Genomic DNA, 23,678 nt, shown 5'->3' with positions numbered 1-23,678 from the left:
CCTTAAGCTTTTACAAAAGTTTGGCTTATAAGAGTTCCTGTAATTCATTAAACTGTTGTATGGTTGCCACCTGGTCTTCTTCAACCACACCAAAACCGTACGCTGCAAAAATAAACGGTACCCCCGCCTGTTTTGCCGCCGAATAATCGCCCATGGTATCGCCTACGTACACCGGTGCGGTAAGGCTATGGTCGCTTACAATATCGCGGATATTATCTGCCTTAGGCAAACTTTTGGTACCATAGCATTGGTGCCCCAAAAAGTATTTTTGCAATCCGCTGGTTTTAAAAAACGTTTCAATGTATCCGCTTTGGCAATTGCTTACGATGTATAGTTTATAGTTTGTGGCTAAATATTGAAGCGTTGCTTCTAATTCAGGATATAGTTCGCCGCCTTTTTCTTCCAATATATTCAATTCGTGATTAGCACAAATGGCTTTAAACTCATTCCGCTTATCTTCATCCAAATACGGAACCAGCTTTTCAAAAATGGCTTTATACGTCATTCCGCAAATGGAGCGTATTACCTCTTTGGTAAAATCATCTTTAACATAGTCAACCTCTTCTTTGGCTTTTTGCCATGCATCGGCAACAGTTTGTGTACTATCCCAAAGTGTACCATCTAAATCAAAAATTATGCTGTCAAATTTGTTTTTCAGTGTAGTATTCATTGCGGCAAAAGTAGGATTATTATTTGGCGAGAGTTTCTTATTAGTGTCATTTAGGTTGTTTAAACGCGCGCCGTTGACTCACCCCGACATCGTTTCACTCGTCGACCCTCTCTTCCGCAAGCGGTAAAGAGGGTGTTGGTTAAATACGATGATTTCGTTTATGGAAACGCTAACCCTCTTTCCGCCAAAGGCGAAGAGAGGGTGGTCCAGCGAAGCGTAGACCGGGTGAGTCAACTTACCGACTAACCAAAACCACCTCCGCACTACTTAATTCACTATCCCGTGTAGCCTCGTTTAAAAAAGCAGGTTTTAGGCGACTAACCCAATACCGGTCAAATTTTTTAAGGGGACGGGTGTTCCAACCTTTGGCATTTAAACCTGCGATAATATCAGATGGTGCATATAAAATAAATTGACCCGCAGGAGCAGCGCCTGTTCCATCAAGACCTAAATTTATTACCGGCTTATCGCTGTAAAACTCCATCGCGGTAGCGTAAAAATCATCAATTTGGGCCACGGGCAGGTTGTTTTTATTGTTTTGGTTGATCCATACTGCCGCCTCGCTGCCTGCCTGGTAATGCGCCAAACTGGTATAGAATACCTGGTTTAAATACAGGTTCACTACAAACGATGCCAATAGGGTACGGAAGATGATCTGCTGTATAGGGTCTTTCGTTAATTTTTGAGGTAGAAAAAGGAAACCGAAGAAAAGTATAAATAGTGATAGACGAGTAGGATCGCTAAACACTTTTGGGTTGAAAAAGTGTTGCAAAGCGGTTAATGCCGCCAGCATTAATACAATTACTATTATTTGCGTGATCTGTATAGCTAAAATAGTTTTTGCTGATTTTATTTTATATAGATATTGGGCTGTGATGATTGCGAAAAATGGGAATACAATATTTAAATAATGCGGTAACTGGAATTTAGAAGCAGAGAATAACAAGAAGGTTAACAATGATCCGCAGATGCAATACCATTCAATAGCCTGTACATTTTTAATTCCTTTTTTAATAAATTGATATATGGCCGCGAATAATAACAGCGACCATGGCAAAAATGCCCAAAGGGTAGTATGTATAAAAAAGGTGGGGTCGCCGTGGCCCTTAATGGGCCCGGTGTTAAAAAAGCGGCCAAACTGGCTATCCCAAAAAAAGAATTTAATACCGGATACGTTTTGCCTGTCGAACACTATTTTTTCAGGATGCGCGTCAAATTGTACATACAGGCAATAGAGTTCAGGTAGGATGAATATCAAGGTCAATACAGCCGCTATAAGCCACCGCCAATTAAAAAACAGCTTCCATTGCCTGTTGATAATAAAATGCCCAAATATGGCCCCGCAGATAGGTATAAGGGCAAACATTCCCTTGGTCATGATGGCGCAGGCGGTAAATAAACAACCAGCCAACAAATGCCAAAAGTTATTGGGCGTATAACTTTTATAAAAATGATAAACAGCCGCAATAATCAGCCCGGTTAAATAAGGCTCGGCACGTACATCATTGTTGGATAGTATGATATGCTGTGCGGTAAGTAATATCAACACGGCCCATAAGGCAACCCGTTTGTTATACAGTGTTTTGGCAAAAAGATAGGTATAATATGCCCCGCCAAATAAAAAGAGTATGGCGGGCAACTTATAGGCCCAGGTAGTAAAACCAAAAACGTTAAATGATAAAGCCGTTACCCAAAACGGGAAGTGGGGTTTGTCCAGCCAATCTTTACCAAAGGCAAATAGTTCAACATAATTATTGCGCTGTACCATGGTTTTGGCAATGGTAGCGTATAATGTGCCATCGGGGCCCATGATAGGGACAAACAATCCGCTTAAGTTGATAACCGCGGCAACGCCTATAAACAGGTAAAGCCATTGGGTATAACTAACGGATTGCAATCGGTTCATGGCCGAAGATAATGAGATTATCTTTTATTATTCAATAAACTATAGCCTACCAGTTCTTCCCAACGGGCATTGGCGGGGCGGTAATATACCAATAGCTGGTAATCGTTTTCTGTTTCAAAATAGGAACCTTCGAGTATGATATCATCGGGTTTGTTATCCCGGCCAACCCACACATATTGATAATCATATACGCCTTGTTTTAAAAACAAATTGATATGAAACCGGCCCTGAACCGATTCATACTCCATTTTACTGTGCTCGTCAATTTTAAAATCATTAAATCGGCCAATGATATAGGCAGTGCCTTCTGTAGCATTTTTATTGGCGGCGAGGCTAAAGTATACCTGGGCATAATCGGCATCACGGCGCGGGTCGCTGCCGTTGGCATCTGTGTTCATTATAAAAAACTGCCCGTTATTATCATATTGAAAAGAATAGGCAGGGGTGTTGCGGTTGGGGTCGCCCAATAAAACTACAGTATAACCCGTATCGCGATAGATCTGCCCGACGCGCTCGGATTTTAATCTTAACGAACGCGTATCAAAACGCCTGAACTCATTCCGGCCGGGAAAATCATTGGTGCTTATATCATTATATACTAACTGTGTGCCACGTATGGACTGCGGTTGCAAACTCCATTTACCCGTTTCGGGCCTGGCGTTTTGCATGATCAATACTTTAATATCCGCGTTAGGGTTTTGCAGGGGTAACCTGCCATAATCTACCTGGAAATTAATTTTTTGATTTGATTGGCGGTTGGTATTTGACGGTACAATGGTAGCAGCTAATGATACTTTTGTGCCCACCACATACAATCTGCGGGTTAATATGAGTTTAGATGGGTCGCTATCTTCATAAACCTTTAAAATGTAGTTGCCTGCCAATTTAGGGGCAATAGTTTCATTAGGGAGTTTGACTTCGTAATGGGTGTATTTTTGAAGGGTGCCGCCAGAATAAGTATAATCTCTTATTCTATCCTCATTAAAACTTATTAAATATTCGGCAGGGGAGATGTTGGATGACTTCCATTGGCTGTTGCAATGCTCCAGTGTATAAAAGTAGTTTCGTCCCCCGCCACGCAGGTCATCAAATCCTAATAAAATTTGCTCTTTTGAATTTAAAGGATAAACAGGGAACGAACCTTGTTTGGTGGTATTATAAAACTCAACACTTTTAATGTTGCCATTAAAAACCTGGTTATCATAAACCTGCTGTGCAAAGCCACGAAATGAAATTACCAGCAACAATAAAATTATAAACTTCCTCATTGGGTAATATCAACGTTAATAAAAGCTATCTTATTACAGGTCGCTTAACAACTCCAGTTTTTTATGGTTGTATTCTTCCTGCGATATTAGGCCGTTATCAAACAACGTACGTAGCTTTTTCAATTTCTCGGTTAACTCATCTGCTTTTGGTGCTTCTGGTGCAGGAGTTGGCGCGGCAGCCTGTACAGGTGGCGCAGCGTGGTAGCCTGCGAAAGCAGATGCGGCAGGGTTTTCAAATTGTACTGAACCTGATTCGGCGCGTTTTTCTTCCAGTTCGCGTAGGCGGCGAGCCTCACGTTCAGATTCTTTACGCTCCTGCGCATATTGGTAAAGTTTACGCGCCTGTATTTTAGGCAGGTAATCAACACCCATTTCAGTTCCGTTAGTGGTTTTAATACTGAATACGGCACCAATAATTTCTTCTTTGGTAGTAACATCAACCACATCTTTCCAAACAAAATCAACAAATTTTATTGATAGCCCCAGGTTGGCGGGGGTGAAAAATAACACACGTTTATTGGTGATGGCGATACAGTCGGGCAATAGATTTACCAATGGTTTTTTTTGTACTGCTATATATAATATTTCCTCGCCGGTTGTTAACAGGTCAACCAAACGTGAGTGAACTTTCTCTACCGCTTTTGGGTCCTGGTCGTCGCGCAAAAATTTCTCTATCATGATGTTGTTTTTCTTTATGCAGATGCAAAAATAATCAATTTCTGTTAGTTTACTCACCCCGACATCGTTTCACTCGTCGACCCTCTCTTCGCCTTTGGCGGAAAGAGGGTGTTTGTTATTGAAGATATTCTCGGATTTTGTTTAACGCATTTTCTGTATGATTTAATATCTCATCATTTTCAAATCTGATAATTGTTAATCCCAGGGCTTTTAAAACTTCATCGCGGTTATTGTCATAATCCTTTTTCAACAAATGGATTGGGCCATCAGCTTCAATAATCAATTTGGCTTTATGACAATAAAAGTCGGGGATATAATATATGTTTCTACCTGATTGAGAGGTTACACAGATAGGATATTGCCTTAAAAATTTATGACTAAACAAACTTCTGTTTTTGAGATTAACCCACAAAAGTTTTTCAGCAGGAGTTTCCCGCCGTCTTAATTCGCGACATAATTCAGTTATAGAAGGCATATACAACTAAATGTAAAATTTATTTTCAAATCCCTTTCCCTCTTTCCGCCAAAGGCGAAGAGAGGGTGGTCCAGCGTAGCGCCGACCGGGTGAGTCACTATCCCACCAGCAAATTACACCCCCTAATATCCGCGTTGTCAAACCTGCCCAGTATCTCAAATGAGCCGTCGCTATATACTTTTCCTAAATCCTGCGTAGCAATAAACGAGCAGGAATTAATATTAGCCAGGTCAATTACATTAACACCGCCTGCCCGATCATTGGTTAACAGGCTCATCGGGTCGTTGGTATCCCGTGTAATAATACGCATCCAGGGTGGGCAATTGAATATGCCATTGCCTTTAGAGTAGCCTTGTGATAATAGCTCCGTCATCCCATATTCCGAATGGATAGCATCCACACCAAAACCTTTACATAAAGTATCATGCAGTTCTTCGCGTATCATTTCTTTACGCCGGCCTTTCATGCCCCCGGTTTCCATGACGATCAGTTCGGGAAAGTTAATGCTATGTTGCTCCACAAAATCAAGCAGGCCGAAAGTAACGCCTATGAGCAAGGTTGGTTTCTTTGCTTCCTGTTGTTTTTTTAGCTGATGGGCAAGCTCCTCATAGTTATACAAAAAGAAACCGCTATCCGGGTTGTTGGATTGTTTAATGAGGTCGTTCGCCATATAGATCAACGATGATCCTTCGCGCTCCAAATAGGATGGAAGCAAAGCCAATACGGTATAGCTTTTAATATCGCCATAAAACAAGCTAAAAGCCTTACGGAAGCTATCCTCATACCAACTTACATCAGTAACTTGATGGCTGCTGGTTATCATCCCGGTGGTCCCTGAACTGGTAAATGTAATCTCAACCGGGTCAGTACTGCTTACCACATCGCGCGATTTAAAAAACTCAATAGGTAGAAAGGGGATTTGTTGAATGGAGGTAACAGAAGTTGGATCGATTCTTAAACCCTCAATAAACTCCCTGTAAATAGCACAGTTTGCAGCCTGGTATTGAAATATAGACAAAGCAGCGGCACTAAATTGCGCATCATTACTGATAGAAAATATTTGCTGCTTACCGGGTTGGTTCATTACCCGCAAAGATAAATATTGCAAAGGTTGTAAGCAGATAAAAATTATAAGCGCTTTTTATTAAATTGCGCTAAGTTAACTCACGCTATCATGACGGTACCCGAAATCATGGCCAACCTGCAGGCCAACGGCAGCGAAAGCATCAAGAAGATTTTGTCGAAACATGGGGTTAAAGAGCCGTTTTTTGGGGTTAAGGTTGAATATTTAAAAACTATCCAGAAGAAGATCAAGAAGGATTACCAATTAGCAAAGGACCTTTACGCCACAGGTAATGCCGATGCCATGTACCTGGCCGGATTGATTGCTGACGATGAGCTGATGACCCGCGACGATTTGCAAATGTGGGTGCACCAGGCGTTTTCCAATAATATCAGCGAGTATACCGTGCCCTGGGTTGCTGCAGGTGGCCAATATGGTTTTGAACTGGCACTGCAATGGATAGATAGTGAAGAAGATTATATTGCCGCCGCGGGATGGTCAACGCTGGCAAATTGGGTGTCGCTTAAGCCGAACGAACAATTGGACATGGCGATAATAAAGCAATTATTGCAACGTGTTGCCGGTAAAATAAAAACTGCCCCCAATAGGGTGCGCTATACCATGAACATGTTTATAATTTGTGTGGGCAGCTATGTTACACCGCTAACTGATGATGCAATTGCCACAGCTAATAAAGTAGGCATGGTAACGGTTGATATGAATGGTACCGCTTGTAAAGTACCCGATGCCGCGCAATACATTGAAAAAACATTAGCCCGGACTAAAGGCAAAAAGAAAAATACGGTAAAGTGCTAATACTTGCCTTGAACTATTAATATGAATAATATACAAGCCTGCCTTTTCGATCTGGATGGAGTAATTGTTGATACCGCCGTTTACCACTATAAAGCCTGGAAAAGGCTGGCCAACCAATTGGGTTTTGATTTTACCGAGGAACAAAACGAATTGCTAAAAGGTGTGAGCCGTGTACGGTCCTTAGAAATTATTTTGGAGATTGGCGGCGTTGCTAAAACAGAGGTAGAAAAAGCAGAACTCGCTGCCCAAAAAAATACCTGGTATGTAGAAATGATAACACACATGCAACCTGACGAAGTTTTACCCGGGGCACGTGAGTTTATACAAGTATGTCGTGATGCCGGTATAAAGATAGCATTGGGTTCTGCCAGTAAAAACTCCATGACCATATTGCAGAAAATTGATATGGTAAACCTGTTTGATGCCATCATAGACGGCAACAAAGTAAGCAAAGCCAAACCCGACCCGGAAGTGTTTTTAAAAGGAGCAGAAGCATTGGGGGTTACCCCATCGGCCTGTGTGGTATTTGAGGATGCCATAGCTGGTGTAGAAGCCGCAATTAATGGCGGAATGAAAGTAGTGGGTATTGGCTCGCCAACGGTGCTTAAAGGGGCTAATTTGGTGGTGAAGGGGTTGAATGAAATGAGTTTGGAGATATTAAAAACATTATAAAAAACGTCATTGCGAGGAACGAAGCAATCTTTATATAGGACAGTCAAGCAGATAAATGTCGTTCAATAACGAACACTCCGGTTTTGATTTGCATGTGCAGAGATTGCTTCGTTCCTCGCAATGACGGTAATTAATAAGAAATGAAACAATACTTTAAAGTTGACGAGTGGAAAATAATTGAAGAGGGTTTTGACCCCAAACATCACCCAATAGCCGAGAGCGTATTTAGCCTGGGTAATGGCCGTATGGGCCAGCGCGCCAACTTTGAAGAAGCTTATAGTGGCGAAACTTTACAGGGTAATTATGTAGCCGGGGTTTACTATCCCGATAAAACCCGCGTAGGCTGGTGGAAAAACGGCTACCCCGAATACTTTGCCAAAGTATTAAATGCTGCCAACTGGATAGGTATAGATATTGTAATTGATGGCGAGCAACTGGATCTGGCTAGATGTGAGGTAACCAACTTCAGGCGTGAGCTGAATATGCAGGATGGCTATCTGAAAAGAAACTTCCGCGCGAAAACGGCTAATGGTAAAGAAGTTGAGGTAGAAGCTATCCGCTTTTGCAGTATGGCTGATGATGAAACGGGTGCCATAAAGTATACCCTAACGCCTTTAAATTTTAGCGGCCCAATAACCATTACCCCCTACATTGATGGCGATGTAGTCAACAAAGATTCTAACTACGATGAAAAGTTTTGGGATGAGGTAAAAAAGCAGGCCAATGCTAATGGTGGCTATGTGCAACTCAAAACCAAGAAAACAGGATTTGAAGTAGCTACCGGAATGCTTTTCAATATTTCGCAGGAGGGTAAAAAACAACCTGTTGAAAAGGAAAAATATGTTGGTGTTAAAGTTGATTTACAAGCGGAGCAGGGTAAACCCATCACCATCATCAAATACGCGGCTAATCTATCTTCTCAAAATTATAAGGCAGAGGATATGGTAAATGAATTGAACAAAACCTTAGATCGCATAAGCAAAAAAGGATTTGATACGATGTTGGCCGAGCAAGCCGCTGCCTGGGCCGAAAAGTGGAAGCATAACGATATAATTATTGAGGGCGATGTAGCCGCGCAGCAGGCCATCAGATTTAATATTTTCCAGTTAAATCAAACTTATACCGGCGAGGATGACCGCCTGAATATTGGTCCGAAAGGATTTACGGGCGAAAAGTATGGGGGCTCTACCTATTGGGATACCGAGGCATATTGTGTGCCTTTCTATTTGGCCACTGCCGACCCAAAAGTGACTCGCAACTTACTGCTTTATCGCTATAAACAATTAGAAAAAGCTATTGAGAACGCGCAATTATTAGGCTTTAAGGGTGGTGCCGCATTATACCCCATGGTTACTATGGATGGTACCGAATGCCATAACGAATGGGAAATAACTTTTGAAGAGATACACCGCAACGGCGCTATTGCCTATGCCATTTATAACTATGTGCGCTACACGGCGGATGAAAGTTATTTAGCCGATTATGGCTTAGAAGTTTTAATAGCCATCGCCAGGTTTTGGTCGCAGCGGGTTAATTGGAGCGAGGATAAACAGCGGTATGTTATGCTGGGTGTAACCGGGCCAAACGAGTATGAAAATAACATTAACAACAACTGGTACACCAATACTTTAGCGGTATGGTGTATGCAATATACGCTGGATATAATTGCCCAAGTGAAGGCTGCGGATAGTGCAAAATACGATGCATTGGTTAGCAAGATCAGCTTTGCTGAAGGAATGGAAACTGCTCGTTTTAAACACATCATCCAAAATATGTATTACCCGTATGATGAAAAGCAGCAGGTGTTTTTACAGCAGGATGGGTATTTGGATAAAGAGCAGATATTGGTTAAAGATATCCCCGCAGGGGAGCGCCCGTTGAACCAAAAATGGAGTTGGGACAGGATACTGCGGTCGTGCTATATCAAACAGGCGGATGTATTGCAAGGTATTTACTTTTTTGAGGATAGGTATGATATAGATACCATCCGCCGCAACTTTGATTTTTACGAGCCGCGTACGGTGCATGAGTCATCATTGTCGCCATGTGTGCATGCCATATTAGCCGCCAAACTGGGTGATGAGGCACGGGCCTACGAGTTTTACCTGCGCACTTCGCGTTTGGATATAGACGATTATAACAACGATACCGAAGACGGTTGCCACATTACCTCCATGGCCGGCACCTGGATGGCTGTTGTGGAGGGCTTTGGCGGTATGCGAGTTAAAAATGGTATGTTATCGTTTGATCCCTTCTTGCCGGGTAAATGGGAATCGTTCTCTTTTAATGTGGGTTTTAGAGGAGCGATATTAAATGTAAAAGTGAGTAAGGGCGGGGTTGATATAAAGAATTTATCCGGTGCGCCAATAGCTGTTTTGGTGCATGGAAAAGAACGTGTTGTTTAATAAATAATCAAGCAACCTTTAATTAAAAATACTTTACTTTAGTATTTCAATATGCAATCCACCCCAACCGATCATAAACTCATCATATACCAACTATTGCCGCGTTTATTTGGCAATACCCAAACATTAAACAAACACTATGGCTCCATTGAAGAAAATGGAGTAGGTAAGTTTAATAATATTACTGACAAAGCCCTTCAAGAAATAAAAAATATGGGTTTTACCTACGTTTGGTATACCGGGGTAATTGAACACGCTACCATGACCGATTATTCGGCTTATGGCATAAAACCCGATGATCCGGATATTGTAAAGGGCAGGGCAGGCTCGCCTTACGCGATAAAAGATTATTATGATGTCGATCCCGATCTGGCGGTTGATGTAAATAACCGGATGGCTGAATTTGATGCCCTTATTGAACGTACGCATAACAACGGCCTAAAAGTTATTATTGATTTTGTACCCAACCACGTGGCGCGTACCTATGCATCTGATAAAAAACCTGCGGGGGTGCGCGATTTTGGGCAGGACGATGATACTACCAAAGCATTCTCGCCCACTAACGATTTTTACTACCTTCCGGGGCAGTACTTTGAAGTGCCGCATGGCTATAACCCGGGCGGTGACGAATTTCATAGTCCGCTTAAGGATGGCGAATTTGATGAATATCCCGCCAAGGCAACGGGTAATGATGTATTTGATCCCTATCCATCCATTAATGATTGGTTTGAAACCGTGAAGCTGAATTATGGGGTCGACTATGCTACTAATCAACGCCATTTTGACCCTATTCCGCCGCTATGGAACAAGCTATATGATATCCTGCATTTCTGGACGCAAAAAGGCATAGATGCCTTTAGGTGCGATATGGTGGAGCACGTGCCATTTGAGTTTTGGGGATGGATAGTACCAAAACTAAAAGCCGAAGTGCCCTCGATCATATTCATCGGCGAAGCCTATGATAAAAGTAAATACCGCGATTATATTTTTAAAGGAAAGTTTGATTACTTATATGATAAAACTGGATTATATGATACATTAAGACCTCTTACTACTGATCCATATAACCATTCTACGTGGCAAATAAACGCCGTGTGGAACTATGATACTAAAGATATTGACCAGCACATGCTGCGCTTTATGGAAACGCATGATGAGCAGCGCATTGCTTCCAACTATTTTGCAGGCAATGCCTGGTATGCCATACCGGGTATGATAGTTACTGCAACTTTATCAACAGGGCCGGTATTAGTTTATAGCGGGCAGGAAGTAGGTGAAACTGCATACAGAAGCGAGGGCTTTAGCGGAGAAGATGGCCGCACCACCATTTTTGATTATTATGGACTACCAGAGCATCAAAAATGGTTAAACAACGGGCAATTTGATGGCGCCGGCTTGAGCGAGGAACAAAAAAAGTTGCGTGGGTTTTATTGTAATTTATTAACCGCGGTACAAACCCATGAGGCTCTGCGCACAGGCGAGTTTTATGAATTGATGCTGGCCAATCAAAACCGCGGTGGCTTTGATGAACGCATATACTGTTACCTGCGTTACACTGCACAGGAGCAAATTTTAATTGTGGTAAATTTTGACCGTAACCCGCGCGACCTGAATGTTATTTTGCCGGATGATCTGTTAGATAAATTGAATATGCATGGTGAAAAGCAACTAACCGATCTGTTAACAGGTACAAGTTATAATTCAGCAGACATTAAAAGCGGCTTGAATATTGCTTTATCAGCCATGAATGGTGTAATATTGAAATTTTAACATGTATTTGTTGTGATTTTCATAAAAATATATCCATTTCGTTATTTTTAAAGCAATCTATTGTCCGTTTATTGAAAAATAATTCGTTTATTAGCTAATAGAAAGCATATCCCAATTATTCATTAATTGGTTGGTGATGTGCATGCATATTAAAGTTGTTTATGGAAGAAAATATACAAGATCCGGAGTTGTTGGCCAATAAATTGCTTGAAGAGGAAGAGGAGTTTCATCATTTGAATAATCCTGCCGATGCCATAAAGCCGGTAGTTAAAAAATACCTGGGCATACCTAAACAGGCAGAACAATCAGACAATAGAATATACTTTACAGATGGCGATGCCAAGGTGGAGATCGTCATTGTAACCGAGCAGGTTATACGCGTAAGGTTGGCTCCGCATGGTGTATTCCTCGAAGAATTTTCATACGCTGTACCTAAACTAAATAGCAAGCCTGTTGCTTTTACCATAGCTGAAAATGAAGATGAGTTTCGTGTTTCTACAAGTGCTGTAAGTTGCCATATATCAAAAGAGAATTTTCATATATCATTTTCTGATTGCGAGAGCAATATCACCAGTGCGGATGCTGTACCTATGCACTGGGAAGAAAATATAAAATTTGGTGGTTACTATGTATTCTGTACCAAAGAGTGCCGCCCCGAAGAAAGCTTTTTTGGCTTAGGCGATAAACCTACCGAGCTTAACCTGCGCGGCAAGCGCCTGAAAAACTGGAACACCGATGCCTATTCCTTTAACTGGAACCAGGATCCATTATACCGCGCTATACCATTTTATATCAGCTTAAATGATGATATAGCCCACGGTATTTTCTTTGATAATACATTTAAAACGCACTTTGATTTTGGCGCCGAAGATAAAACCAAAACCAGCTTTTGGGCCGATGGTGGCGAACTGCAATATTATTACATCCACGGCCCGCATATGATGGATGTGGTGAAAAGCTACCACCTGTTAACCGGTACCCACCCTATGCCGCCACTTTGGGCGTTAGGTTATCACCAATGCCGCTGGAGCTATTACCCTGAGGCTAAGGTAAAAAAGATCGCGAACGGTTTCCGCGAAAATAAAATCCCGTGCGACGGTATATATCTGGACATTGATTATATGGACGGGTACCGCTGCTTTACCTGGAATAAAAAATATTTCCCTAACCCTAAGCGGATGATCAGCGAGTTGGCGGCTGATGGCTTTAAGACGGTAGTAATTATTGACCCGGGCATACGCGTGGATGATAATTACTGGGTGTTTAAAGAAGGCAAGGAGAATAAGCATTTTTGCCGCCGAAGCGATGATTACTTTATGGAGGGCCACGTTTGGCCGGGCCGTTGCCAGTTTCCTGATTTTACTAACCCTGATGTAAGGGAATGGTGGGGAGGATTGTTTGAAGGTTTGGTTGAGGCAGGCGTAGCGGGTGTTTGGAATGATATGAACGAGCCGGCTGTATTTGGTGCAGGTACTTTCCCGGATGATGTGCGCCACCAGTATGACGGGCACCGTGGTTCGCACCGTAAAGCACATAATGTTTACGGTATGCAAATGGTGCGCTCAACCTATGAAGGTTTACGTAAACTCATGAAAAATAAGCGTCCGTTTACCATAACCCGCGCAGGTTATTCGGGCGTGCAGCGCTACGCTTCGGCATGGACGGGTGATAACGTGGCATCATGGGAGCATTTAAAATTAGGTAATATACAGTGCCAGCGTATGTCGGTTTCGGGCATACCATTTATTGGTACAGATATAGGTGGTTTTAGTGGTGAGCCTGATGGCGAACTATTTACCCGCTGGATACAAATGGGAACTTTCTCGCCATTTATGCGGGCACACTCGGCAGGTGATACCAAAGAGCGTGAGCCATGGAGCTTTGGCGAACCATTTACTGCTATTAACCGCACATTTATTGAATTACGGTATCGTTTATTGCCTTACCTGTACTCGGCGTTTTGGGAACATCATCGTTATGGCTTCCCGATACTAAGGCCGGTGGTAATGCAGGAGCAGGAGGTATATAGCAACCACTTCCGCCAGGATGAGTTTACCTATGGGGATAAAATATTAGTTTGCCCGGTTTTAGAACCCGGCCAAAAAAGCAGGAAAGTGTATTTGCCAACCGGCAACTGGTACAACTTCTGGAGCAATGAAATGGTTGCAGGAGGTAAAGAAACCGAAGTATTGACCCCACTGGAAACCATACCACTTTTTGTAAAAGCAGGATCGGTAATACCCGAATACCCGGTAATGCAATATGTGGGCGAAAAGGAGATTGAAGAAGTTATATTAAACATTTATTATAGCGACTACGAAGCCAATTCCTTCCTGTTTGAAGATTACGGCGAAACATTTGCCTACGAGCAGGATATCTATTTAGAGAAAAAATTTGCGGTAAGCGGTACCAAAACCAGCTTTACTATTAAACAAAGTATGGAAGGTTTATATAATCCGCGTTATGAAAACTATGCCTTTAAAATAATTGGTTTACCATTTAAACCATCAAAAATTACTAACAGTGAAGGTAAACTGATAACCGATTTTACATTTGAAAATAACTGCCTTGAAATGAAGTTTAGTAAAAACTTTAAGCGGCTGGAGATAGTGAAGTAACATATCAAACCGTCATTGCGAGGAACGAAGCAATCTCTAAACCAGACAGTAAAAAGGATAATGCTTTTGTGAAGTCCTACGACTCGTCAGTTTTGATTAGCTTATGTAGAGATTGCTTCGTTCCTCGCAATGACGTTCGGTAAAAAAGACTTTCGAAGTTTTAAAAACTTCGAAAGTCTTTTTTGTTTATGGTGTGTACGCCCACAATATTTATATATTTGGTTATTATACATCTCATCCCGAAAGGATATCTAAATTATGGCCAAAAAAGCACCTGCAACACCAAAAGCCGAAAAAGAAGTTAAAACTGTAAAGCCTAAAGCTGCAGCTAAGGAGAAATCCGCGCCAGCCAAAAAAGCGACAGCGCTGGTACCTCCACTAAAATATAACGTACAGCCCTATAGCCGTTTTACCGAGTTTGATATCGGCCTTTTTAAAGCCGGTAAACATTATAAGTTGTATGAAAAATTCGGCTCGCACGTAGTGGAGCATGATGGCGTGGTGGGTACTTATTTTGCAGTGTGGGCACCTAATGCCAAGTTTGTATCGGTAATGGGTGGCTTTAACGGGTGGAACCGTGGTTCGCATGGCTTATATGTTCGTTGGGATGGTTCAGGTGTTTGGGAAGGTTTTATCCCCAATATTGGCAATGGCGAAGCTTATAAATATTTTATAGCCTCCAACACCGGCGAGGATTTGGAGAAGGCCGACCCGTTTGCCTTACGCTGGGAAGAACCCCCGCGTACGGCATCCATCATTGCAGATACTTTTTACGAGTGGAATGATAAAGCCTGGATGGAGAAGCGTTATGAACACAATGCTTTAGATAAGCCGTACTCGGTTTACGAGGTACATATAGGCTCATGGGCACGTAGTCCCGAAAGCCCTGATCTGTTTTTTAACTACGAACAACTGGCAGATAAATTGGTTCCTTATGTAAAGGATATGGGCTTTACGCATGTAGAGTTTATGCCGATTATGGAGCACCCTTATTATCCAAGCTGGGGTTACCAGGTAAGCGGGTATTTCGCGGCATCATCACGCTATGGTACACCACAGCAATTGATGTTATTAATTGAGCGCTTTCACCAGGAAGGTATAGGCGTAATACTGGATTGGGTACCATCCCATTTCCCGGGTGATGCACATGCCCTGTACAATTTTGACGGTACGCATTTATATGAGCATGCCGATATGCGCAAAGGCTTCCACCCGGATTGGAAGTCTTACATATTCAACTACGGGCGTAACGAGGTGCGCGCATTTTTAATAAGCAATGCTATTTTTTGGTTAGATAGATACCATGTAGACGGCCTGCGTGTTGATGCGGTAGCATCTATGCTATACCTTGATTATTCGCGTAATGAAGGCGAATGGGAGCCTAATGTATTTGGCGGCAACGAAAACCTGGAAGCCATATCATTTTTAAAAGAATTTAATGAGGCCTGCTACAGCCATTTCCCCGATATACAAACTATTGCCGAAGAATCAACCTCATTTACAGGCGTAAGCCGACCGATATTTTTGGGTGGATTGGGTTTTGGCATGAAATGGATGATGGGCTGGATGCACGATGCTATAAAATACTTTAGCGAAGATCCGGTGCATCGTAAATATCACCATAACCAAATAACCTTTAGTTTGATATACGCGTTTACAGAGAATTTTATGCTGCCTTTCTCGCATGATGAGGTGGTTTATGGCAAAGGCTCTATGCTGCGTAAAATGCCGGGCGATGAATGGCAGCAGTTTGCCAATTTACGTTTGCTGTATAGCTTTATGTTTACTCATCCGGGTACCAAGTTGTTATTTATGGGTGATGAATTTGCGCAGGGCGAAGAGTGGAACTACCAATACTCGTTAGACTGGCATGTAATGGAATACCCCAATCACCAGGGTATGGCGGCAGCAGTAAAAGCTTTAAATAATTTGTATAAAACAGAGCCTGCTTTGTATGAAAAAGGTTTTGATAGCAGCGGTTTTGAATGGATAGACGGTGGCAATGCGGATGATTCTATTGTGATATATGCCCGTAAAGGCCACGATGCCCAAAACGATGTAGTGGTTGTATTAAACATGACACCCGTTACCCGCCATGATTATCGCGTAGGTGTAACTACAGGTGGGGGTTGGAAAGAGATATTCAATTCAGACTCGACAGAGTTTTGGGGTAGCGGTGTTACTAATTACGGCACTTTAAATGCCGAGTACATTAACTGGCACGGAAGAGATCATTCTATCAAAATAACTATACCACCGTTGGGAGCGGCAGTGTTTAAACGGATTTAACTAACCACCGCGTCATTGCGAGCGATAGCGTGGCAATCTCTAAATAGGACATTCAAACGGCAGATTTCGATTTACGGAACTAATGAACGTTTTATTTATTGATTTGCAAGTGCAGAGATTGCTTCGTTCCTCGCAATGACGAGAAGAAAATAAAAAAGCAGCCATTGGCTGCTTTTTTATACTTACTTTTTAGTGGCCGTAACCCTATAACTTTCAGGCGGACCTAAATAGCTTGATTTTACACCGCCACGGTCTAATACTATTTTCTCTAATACAACCGATGGGTCAACCATCCAGTATTTAACTATATGTTTACCCGGTTTGCTGATATAATGGTTTGAACTTAATACTTTGATCAAATTAGCCGAGTTACCCTCCATAACGCCATTAGCCCTTCTTGGGTCGGCAATAAGCGGATCAATATTAACTTTAACAGGCGCTTCATCATCAATGGATATAGCATACCATAAACCTTTTTCGTGTGTAAAGTCGATAGAAGGAGCGGTGTAAACCAATAGTTTCACTTTTCCGGTATCAGCAACATTCACTTCGTACTCCAAATGCGGACTGTTACCCCCCGGATTTTCAATACGAGGATGAGTTATAGGCGTACCTTCAATACCAGATAATGTACGCCCGTAATCAGGCAGGATGTTCCATTTAACGTCAGTTCCGTTTACCAGCTTGCTGTAGTGGATCGCCTCCATCGATGCATATCCATTACTTTCAACAAATCCAGAAGTTGGCACCGGTTTGCTGTTATTTACAATTGCTTGCACAACTACGGTCTTACCATCACTTGACGTAATAGTAATGGGTACACGGTTAATACCTTTTGGCGCTGTGGTCCAATCTACATTAACCCAAACCCGTTGTTGTTTATCAATTTTACCGGTTGCAGGTGTTACCTGTACCCATGGCTGGCTGGATTTTGCGGTATAAGTAAATGAGGCCAGCCCGCGGTTAAATACTTCAAAATAACGGCCAACTCTTGGGTATTGTGTAAATTCCGGCAATACAGCTTCGGTAGTAGCTTTTGGCCAGTAATCGGCAGAGCCTTCAATAGATACACCCATTTCGGCAGCTTCGGTAGGGGTTATCTTTACAAATGTAGGTAACCTGTTTTCGTTGCCACCACCTGCTTTTCTCGGTGCATCCCAACTGGTATAGCCAATATGTACCTGGTCCATCATGTGGCTCCATTTGCCATTAGCTAATGTATCATTAAAATATTTGGTTATGCGGGCATCTTCTGCGAATAATTTTTCTGCTTTTTTAGCTTCATCATCGGCAGCAGTTCGGCCCTGGTTGCCATATAATTTTTGTTTGGCAGATGCCAGGTACATTTCATTAAAATTAGCAGATGCCGTTACCGGGTGTAATACTAATTGATAAAATGCATCTTTATATATGGCAGGTATTTTTTTGCTCAGTTTAATAGTTTGTTCTTTCAAGTTATTATAGTCAGATACTACGGTTTCAAATTCGCGGTAATCAGTTAAACTATAAGGTGTGCTGGTACGAATGGTAGTTGGGTCAACCATTTCAGGTTTACGCCTGCCATTATATTTACCATATAGTGATATAATCTGGGCAATTTCGGCAGCATGTTCGGGGCCAAATTGTTGGGCAGCCCAATTTCTGGTATATTCCTGTAAACTATTAGCCGGATATTTTTTAGGGTTCCATGCCATATCTAAAAAGAAGCTTATAGGAAATTCATATGGCTTTAAATCACCAACATTTACCACCCATTCTTTTGTTACACCATAATTATAAGCCAGGTTCATTTGTTCCCAAATGTGAGGTAATGGGTTAGTGTTAACCCATTGGTAATTGCGTGGGCCGCCATGATAATCAAAATGATAATAAATACCATAGCCGCCTTTATTGTTTTCACCTAATTTTGGCAGTCTTCTTACGTTGCCCCAGTTATCGTCACAATATAATATGGTAATATCTTCAGGTACGCGCATTCCTGCATCATAGTAATCCTGCACTTCTTTATACAATGCCCAAACCTGCGGGGTTTGGTTAGCTGGTTTACCTGTAGCTGCCGCGATAGACTCGCGTTGTTCTTTAATGATCTTTTCTAATAACGATATATTGGCAGCAGCACCCCCCTGTGCCATAGGCTCATCGCCATCGCCACGCATACCTACAGTAACCAATACTTCTTTACCGTTATTGCGTTGCATACCTTTTAACCAAAATTCTTTTAACACCTCTTGGTTAGTAGCATAATTCCAAACCTGCTGTTCTTTAGGAAAGTTTTGTTTGTAACGCTCCCAATCTTTTTGTGCACGGGTCATAGGCTCATGGTGCGAGGTGCCCATGATAATCCCCATTTTATCAGCCAGGATAGGGTTATCCGGGTCATCATCATTAAAGGCGTTGTTCCACATGGCCGGCCATAAAAAATTGGCCTTTAATCGCAGCAGCAACTCAAACATGTGTTCGTATAAATAATGGTTAACACCGTTATCCATTATTTTACCATTTATAGCTGATGGCTTTTTATTTAAAGCAGCAAATTTCTCTTTGGCCCAGCCCGAAAAGCCGGGAGCCTCATCATTGATAAAAATACCGCGATACTGTACAGCGGGTTCGCCATCGGTATGGCGGCCGGGTAATACGTATAAGGCGTTTTTATGTAATACAGGTACATCTGCCCAATAATACCATGGCGATACGCCTATTTGCGATGAAAGATCATAAATGCCATATATAGTGCCTCGTTTATCGCTTCCGGCTATAACCAAAGCACTTTCGACACCCGGCATAGGGTTTTTTACCAGTTGCGATATAAACAGTTCGTTTTTACCTGCTAGATCGGCAGCATTTAATTTTTTAGCCTGAATAAGTTGATCAATCAAAGGGCTTTTACCAAAAGTGCCAATAATTACCACCTCGCGGCCGGTTACCTTGCCTGTAGATATTGCAGGTTCGGCACCGGTTACTTTATTAATATCGGTTTGCAGGTTTTTTACAGCCATCATAACACCTTCAAAATCTGTATCGCTAATAAACAGGGTAGTTGATTTTCCCGCCGCTGATAATGTAAAAGACCCGGTTACCCTTTTTGTGGATACGTAAGGCTCATCAACAGCATATAATGTGGTGCTTATAAAAATAAGCCATATGGCTAATGATGAAATAATAGTTATACGGGGCTTTAAATAACGCTTTTGGGCTTTAACCCAAACAAAAATATTTTTCATAATTGTGGTTTTATAATCGATATTGCAATCGATTGCAAATAATAGTTAAATGTAGTATTTTTATATTAATAGTTTTTTATTCTAACTGTTATTTTACATATACCCCTATACTTATTGATAGTTAAATTGTGGGGTACAAATAAAAATATTTTTTGAAAAATTATTTTTATTTTTTTTTGATAAAAACCCTCAAAAATTTCATTGTATTTTAATTAAGTGTCAATTAAATTATAATTTTTTTAATAAAGCGCGCTTTAAATTGCAATCGATTACTGCAACCGATTACAAAAATATAGTAACCGATTGCTGCAACCGATTGCAATTGTAATATTTTATTTACTTTTATCCGTTCTAAATCAATTATAACATAAAGTTTAGTAGATAAACTTAACTCCAATCGCTGTTTTTTTATTTCAATTATCTGTTTTTCAATTACTTGTAAATATTAATGCAATCGATTGCAATAAAAATGAATAAACCAATTAATTATATAAATATGGGGAAAAGCAAACTTTAAATCCTGAAAAGCAATCAGGCCATAGGCTGTAAGTATTGCACTGACTATGTCTGGCTTGAAATTGCATTGAATAGCCGGATATACTGCAAAATTGGAAATTAACAACAATGCAAAATTTTATATCAATCAATTAAATTATGGAAAAACTTAAACTTATCAAATGCTTGAAAACATTGCTTTTGCTTATAGGCATAAGCTTGTTTGCAGGTAAAATTTATGCGCAGAATGTGACCTTGCGTGGCCATGTTACTGATCAAAAAGGAGAATCCTTAATCGGTGCTACTGTTAAGGCAGCCGGGCAAACCGAAGGGACATCTACAGATGTAAATGGTAATTTTGTATTACCTGTAAGCGCTAACACCACGTCATTAAGCGTGAGCTATATTGGATATCTTACTCTGAATGTGCCTGTTAAAAGTGGTGCAACTAATTTAGGTAATATAGTGTTGGCCAATGATGCTAATAACCTGGATGAGGTTGTAGTAGTAGGTTATGGTACCTTAAAAAGGCAGGACGTAACAGGTACGGTTGCAACAGTTGATCGCAAAGTATTACAGGAAATTCCTGCTACAAACGTATTCGAGCAGTTAAAAGGCAGAGTAGCCGGTGTTGACGTGGTAAACGGTAACAACGGACCGTCAATTCTTATTCGTGGCGCCCGTACAATTGGTAACCCAGGAGCGGATGGACCACTCATAGTACTTGATGGTGTTCCTTTTCGTAACAATATCGAAAATATTAACCCTAATGACATTAAAAGCCTTGACGTGTTAAAAGGTGCTTCGGCAACAGCCATTTATGGTTCACGTGGGTCAGGTGGTGTGATTTTAATTACAACAAACAAAGGCCGTGTAGGGCAAACTCAAACTTCATATGATGCATATTACGGTGTCAATAAGTTAGCAGATCAGTTGCAAATGCTTGATGCTACCGGATATCAGCAACTTAAAAAGGACGTACTACAAGGTGCTATTTTACAAGGTTTACAAGCCGGGGTTACGGATCCAAACGGTTTAACAGCAGTTGAACTTGCCAATATTCCAAAAGGTGTTAATACAGACTGGGGTAGATTGGTGATCAAAAATGGTTATACTACCGATCATAGTTTACGTGTATCAGGTGGAACTGAAAAAGCACAATATAATGTAGGGTTGGGTTATAATTTGGGTACAACGCTTGAGCCAAATAACCAAACTCAACGTATTACCCTTAACACAAATGTTGATTTTAAAGTGAATAGTATTTTGAAAGTTGGTGCGAGCATTCAAAACAGCTTAAGAATAATACAAGCAGACGGCGGCAGTCAGTACGCCATTGCAAGAACATACAGCCCATTATTTAGCCCTTATAATGCTGATGGTACACTTAATGTTACTCCATTTGTAGGCACACAAGATTCTGGAGCTGCAAACCCTTTACTACGTGCTTCATTACCTAATGCATATTATAACCACACACGTGGCTTTGTAACCAATGATGTTGTTTATGCGGAGTTATCGCCGTTTGACCATTTTAAGTACAGATACCAGGTGGGTTACAGCTATTCACAGTCTTTACAGGGTCAATACAATGGTATCAATGGTGCTGATATTCTTACTATAGCAAAAACAAATGCCAGTACAACCAACAACTCTCAGTATGCTACCAGCCAAGAACACTTATTAACCTATGATAATAATTTCGGGAAACACCATATCAATTTTGTTGGCGGTTTTACGGTAGAAACTGTACATGTTGAAAATTCAAACATGAGCGCTACAGGTATTCCATCAGATGCTAACAAAAACAGTAACCTTAATTTAGGTACTTTTCAAAGCTTTGGTGGTAACATAACCGAAACTGGGCTTATATCTTACCTTAGTCGTTTAAACTACGCATTTGGTAGTAAATATGATGTTACTGCAACCTATCGTGTAGATGGTAACTCTACCCTGGCACAAGGCAAACAATATACCAGTTATCCTTCAATAGGTTTAGGCTGGGTTATCAGTAATGAAGATTTTATGCGCCCATATGCTTTTATTGATAATTTAAAACTAAGAGCCGGTTATGGCGAGAACTCTACAATTAGTGGAAGCGCTTATCAAACCTTGGGTCAATTAAGTACTACCAATTTTCAATATGGCGGCCTAACTACAGGTGATGCACAAGGTGTTAGGGTTACTAACCTGGTTAATACGGCCCTTACCTGGCAGCGTACTAAAGAGTTTAACTTAGCATTAGATTTCTCTGTATTAAAAGGCAGACTTTCTGGTAGCATTGAAGGTTATGCACAAAATACTTCAGGTATAATTTTAGATAATATTTTACCTGTTACAACGGGTGCAAGTACCCAGAAATCAAACTTAGGAAATTCGTCGAACAGAGGTATTGAGTTAACTTTAAGCAGTATTAATGTTAGGGGTGCCCATGGATTATCATGGAGTACTGATTTTAATATTGGTTTTGCACGAGAAAGAATCGACCAATTACCTAACGGCGCTCCTTTTAACATAGGTTCAGGCTTATGGGTAGGCCAACCGCAAAATGTGATCTATGACCTGCGTAAATTAGGTATCTGGCAGATATCAGATTCGCCAGGTATAGATGTTACTAAATCAGCTCAAACGGGCGGTGCAGCAAACGGACAAAAAGTATACTTACCAATTGCTGGAATTACACCGGCACAATATCCCGGCCAGATCCACGTACAGGATTTAAACAATGATGGGAAAATAGACGCTAAGGATAACCAGATAATAGGTCACTCAAACCCTAACTATACCTTTGGTTTTACTAACCGTTTTACCTATCGTAACTTTGATTTGAGCATTGTTATTCAAGGCAGAATGGGCTTTACAACGGTGGTTCCTTATATATCATCATCCAACACAAATTCACAAGGATGGCAATTTTTGAATACTGGTCGTAAAAATCAACCGGTTATTCCTTACTGGACACCTGAGAATCCGGGCGGTACTTTTCCTGAGCCTAACTTTACACAGAGTAACTATTACTCAACCTTGCAGTATTATGATGGTTCATTTATCCGTGCAAAAAGCATCAACCTTGGTTACAACCTACCAAGCGCGGTACTTAAACACATAGGTATTGCATCACTTCGTTTATATGCAAACATGACTAACCCATTCTTTATTTATGCCCCGGTACGTAACTTTGGTTTCACAGTACCTGATGCAGAATCAACTAATAATGTACAAATAAACGCCTTTAGTACAAGTGGTAGTGCTCCTCGTGCGGCTGGTCTTAATGCTACCACACAAGTACGTACAATTATTTTTGGTATTAACGCAAGATTTTAATGATAAGA

General features: G+C 41.2%; 14 protein-coding genes. 7 read left to right on the top strand and 7 right to left on the bottom strand.

Annotated elements, in window-relative coordinates; genetic code table 11:
- Window positions 1-25 precede the first annotated feature (25 nt).
- The 6 genes from ACYVJ6_RS10165 to ACYVJ6_RS10140 all read right to left on the bottom strand — a co-directional run bounded on the left by ACYVJ6_RS10165 (window position 26) and on the right by ACYVJ6_RS10140 (window position 6,081).
- Entirely contained in the window at window positions 26-670 is a 645-nt protein-coding gene (locus ACYVJ6_RS10165; RefSeq protein WP_460693949.1) for an HAD family hydrolase, read from the bottom strand.
- A 235-nt stretch (window positions 671-905) separates the two neighbouring features.
- Entirely contained in the window at window positions 906-2,576 is a 1,671-nt protein-coding gene (locus tag ACYVJ6_RS10160) for an ArnT family glycosyltransferase (protein WP_460693948.1), read from the bottom strand.
- Window positions 2,577-2,593: 17 nt separating this feature from the next.
- Window positions 2,594-3,844 (bottom strand): type IX secretion system plug protein, encoded by a 1,251-nt coding sequence (locus tag ACYVJ6_RS10155; protein WP_460693947.1) that lies wholly within the window; start codon window positions 3,842-3,844, stop codon window positions 2,594-2,596.
- Between the two features lie 33 nt (window positions 3,845-3,877).
- A complete protein-coding gene (locus tag ACYVJ6_RS10150; protein ID WP_460693946.1) occupies window positions 3,878-4,522 on the bottom strand; it encodes a PH domain-containing protein in 645 nt (214 codons plus the stop codon).
- 115 nt (window positions 4,523-4,637) lie between these two features.
- On the bottom strand, window positions 4,638-4,997 hold the full coding sequence (locus tag ACYVJ6_RS10145; protein WP_460693945.1) for an endonuclease domain-containing protein: 360 nt from the start codon (window positions 4,995-4,997) through the stop codon (window positions 4,638-4,640).
- A gap of 97 nt (window positions 4,998-5,094) precedes the next feature.
- On the bottom strand, window positions 5,095-6,081 hold the full coding sequence (locus tag ACYVJ6_RS10140; protein WP_460693944.1) for a LuxE/PaaK family acyltransferase: 987 nt from the start codon (window positions 6,079-6,081) through the stop codon (window positions 5,095-5,097).
- A 90-nt stretch (window positions 6,082-6,171) separates the two neighbouring features.
- Here ACYVJ6_RS10140 and ACYVJ6_RS10135 point away from each other — a divergent pair, with 90 nt between their 5' ends.
- The 6 genes from ACYVJ6_RS10135 (at window position 6,172) to glgB (ending at window position 16,630) form a co-directional block, all read left to right on the top strand.
- The gene (locus tag ACYVJ6_RS10135; protein WP_460693943.1) at window positions 6,172-6,876 is read left to right on the top strand and encodes a DNA alkylation repair protein; all 705 of its coding nucleotides are present in this window, start codon (window positions 6,172-6,174) and stop codon (window positions 6,874-6,876) included.
- Between the two features lie 21 nt (window positions 6,877-6,897).
- Window positions 6,898-7,548 (top strand): beta-phosphoglucomutase, encoded by a 651-nt coding sequence (gene pgmB / locus ACYVJ6_RS10130; protein ID WP_460693942.1) that lies wholly within the window; start codon window positions 6,898-6,900, stop codon window positions 7,546-7,548.
- A 140-nt stretch (window positions 7,549-7,688) separates the two neighbouring features.
- Window positions 7,689-9,953, top strand: coding sequence for a glycoside hydrolase family 65 protein (locus tag ACYVJ6_RS10125; RefSeq protein ID WP_460693941.1), 2,265 nt, complete (start codon window positions 7,689-7,691; stop codon window positions 9,951-9,953).
- 51 nt (window positions 9,954-10,004) lie between these two features.
- Window positions 10,005-11,723, top strand: coding sequence for an alpha-amylase family protein (locus ACYVJ6_RS10120; RefSeq protein ID WP_460693940.1), 1,719 nt, complete (start codon window positions 10,005-10,007; stop codon window positions 11,721-11,723).
- A 161-nt stretch (window positions 11,724-11,884) separates the two neighbouring features.
- The gene (locus ACYVJ6_RS10115) at window positions 11,885-14,341 is read left to right on the top strand and encodes a glycoside hydrolase family 31 protein (RefSeq protein WP_460693939.1); all 2,457 of its coding nucleotides are present in this window, start codon (window positions 11,885-11,887) and stop codon (window positions 14,339-14,341) included.
- Window positions 14,342-14,599: 258 nt separating this feature from the next.
- Window positions 14,600-16,630, top strand: coding sequence for a 1,4-alpha-glucan branching protein GlgB (gene glgB / locus ACYVJ6_RS10110; RefSeq protein ID WP_460693938.1), 2,031 nt, complete (start codon window positions 14,600-14,602; stop codon window positions 16,628-16,630).
- Window positions 16,631-16,812: 182 nt separating this feature from the next.
- Here glgB and ACYVJ6_RS10105 read toward each other — a convergent pair whose 3' ends face one another.
- On the bottom strand, window positions 16,813-19,851 hold the full coding sequence (locus ACYVJ6_RS10105; RefSeq protein WP_460693937.1) for a glycosyl hydrolase 115 family protein: 3,039 nt from the start codon (window positions 19,849-19,851) through the stop codon (window positions 16,813-16,815).
- Between the two features lie 654 nt (window positions 19,852-20,505).
- Between ACYVJ6_RS10105 and ACYVJ6_RS10100 the strand changes: the two genes are divergently transcribed.
- On the top strand, window positions 20,506-23,670 hold the full coding sequence (locus tag ACYVJ6_RS10100; RefSeq protein ID WP_460693936.1) for a SusC/RagA family TonB-linked outer membrane protein: 3,165 nt from the start codon (window positions 20,506-20,508) through the stop codon (window positions 23,668-23,670).
- Window positions 23,671-23,678: the final 8 nt, after the last annotated feature.

Source organism: Mucilaginibacter puniceus, assembly GCF_054783175.1.
The sequence above is the reverse complement of the archived record's forward strand: the minus strand, read 5'-3'. Positions and strand labels throughout refer to the sequence as shown.

Bases quoted from the DNA above. Each gene is read 5' to 3' on its own strand.
- ACYVJ6_RS10160 (WP_460693948.1), bottom strand. From the start codon at position 2,576: ATGAACCGATTGCAATCCGTTAGTTATACCCAATGGCTTTACCTGTTT.
- glgB (WP_460693938.1), top strand. From the start codon at position 14,600: ATGGCCAAAAAAGCACCTGCAACACCAAAAGCCGAAAAAGAAGTTAAA.
- ACYVJ6_RS10100 (WP_460693936.1), top strand. From the start codon at position 20,506: ATGGAAAAACTTAAACTTATCAAATGCTTGAAAACATTGCTTTTGCTT.
- pgmB (WP_460693942.1), top strand. From the start codon at position 6,898: ATGAATAATATACAAGCCTGCCTTTTCGATCTGGATGGAGTAATTGTT.
- ACYVJ6_RS10105 (WP_460693937.1), bottom strand. From the start codon at position 19,851: ATGAAAAATATTTTTGTTTGGGTTAAAGCCCAAAAGCGTTATTTAAAG.
- ACYVJ6_RS10125 (WP_460693941.1), top strand. From the start codon at position 7,689: ATGAAACAATACTTTAAAGTTGACGAGTGGAAAATAATTGAAGAGGGT.
- ACYVJ6_RS10165 (WP_460693949.1), bottom strand. From the start codon at position 670: ATGAATACTACACTGAAAAACAAATTTGACAGCATAATTTTTGATTTA.
- ACYVJ6_RS10145 (WP_460693945.1), bottom strand. From the start codon at position 4,997: ATGCCTTCTATAACTGAATTATGTCGCGAATTAAGACGGCGGGAAACT.
- ACYVJ6_RS10115 (WP_460693939.1), top strand. From the start codon at position 11,885: ATGGAAGAAAATATACAAGATCCGGAGTTGTTGGCCAATAAATTGCTT.
- ACYVJ6_RS10150 (WP_460693946.1), bottom strand. From the start codon at position 4,522: ATGATAGAGAAATTTTTGCGCGACGACCAGGACCCAAAAGCGGTAGAG.
- ACYVJ6_RS10120 (WP_460693940.1), top strand. From the start codon at position 10,005: ATGCAATCCACCCCAACCGATCATAAACTCATCATATACCAACTATTG.
- ACYVJ6_RS10135 (WP_460693943.1), top strand. From the start codon at position 6,172: ATGACGGTACCCGAAATCATGGCCAACCTGCAGGCCAACGGCAGCGAA.
- ACYVJ6_RS10140 (WP_460693944.1), bottom strand. From the start codon at position 6,081: ATGAACCAACCCGGTAAGCAGCAAATATTTTCTATCAGTAATGATGCG.
- ACYVJ6_RS10155 (WP_460693947.1), bottom strand. From the start codon at position 3,844: ATGAGGAAGTTTATAATTTTATTGTTGCTGGTAATTTCATTTCGTGGC.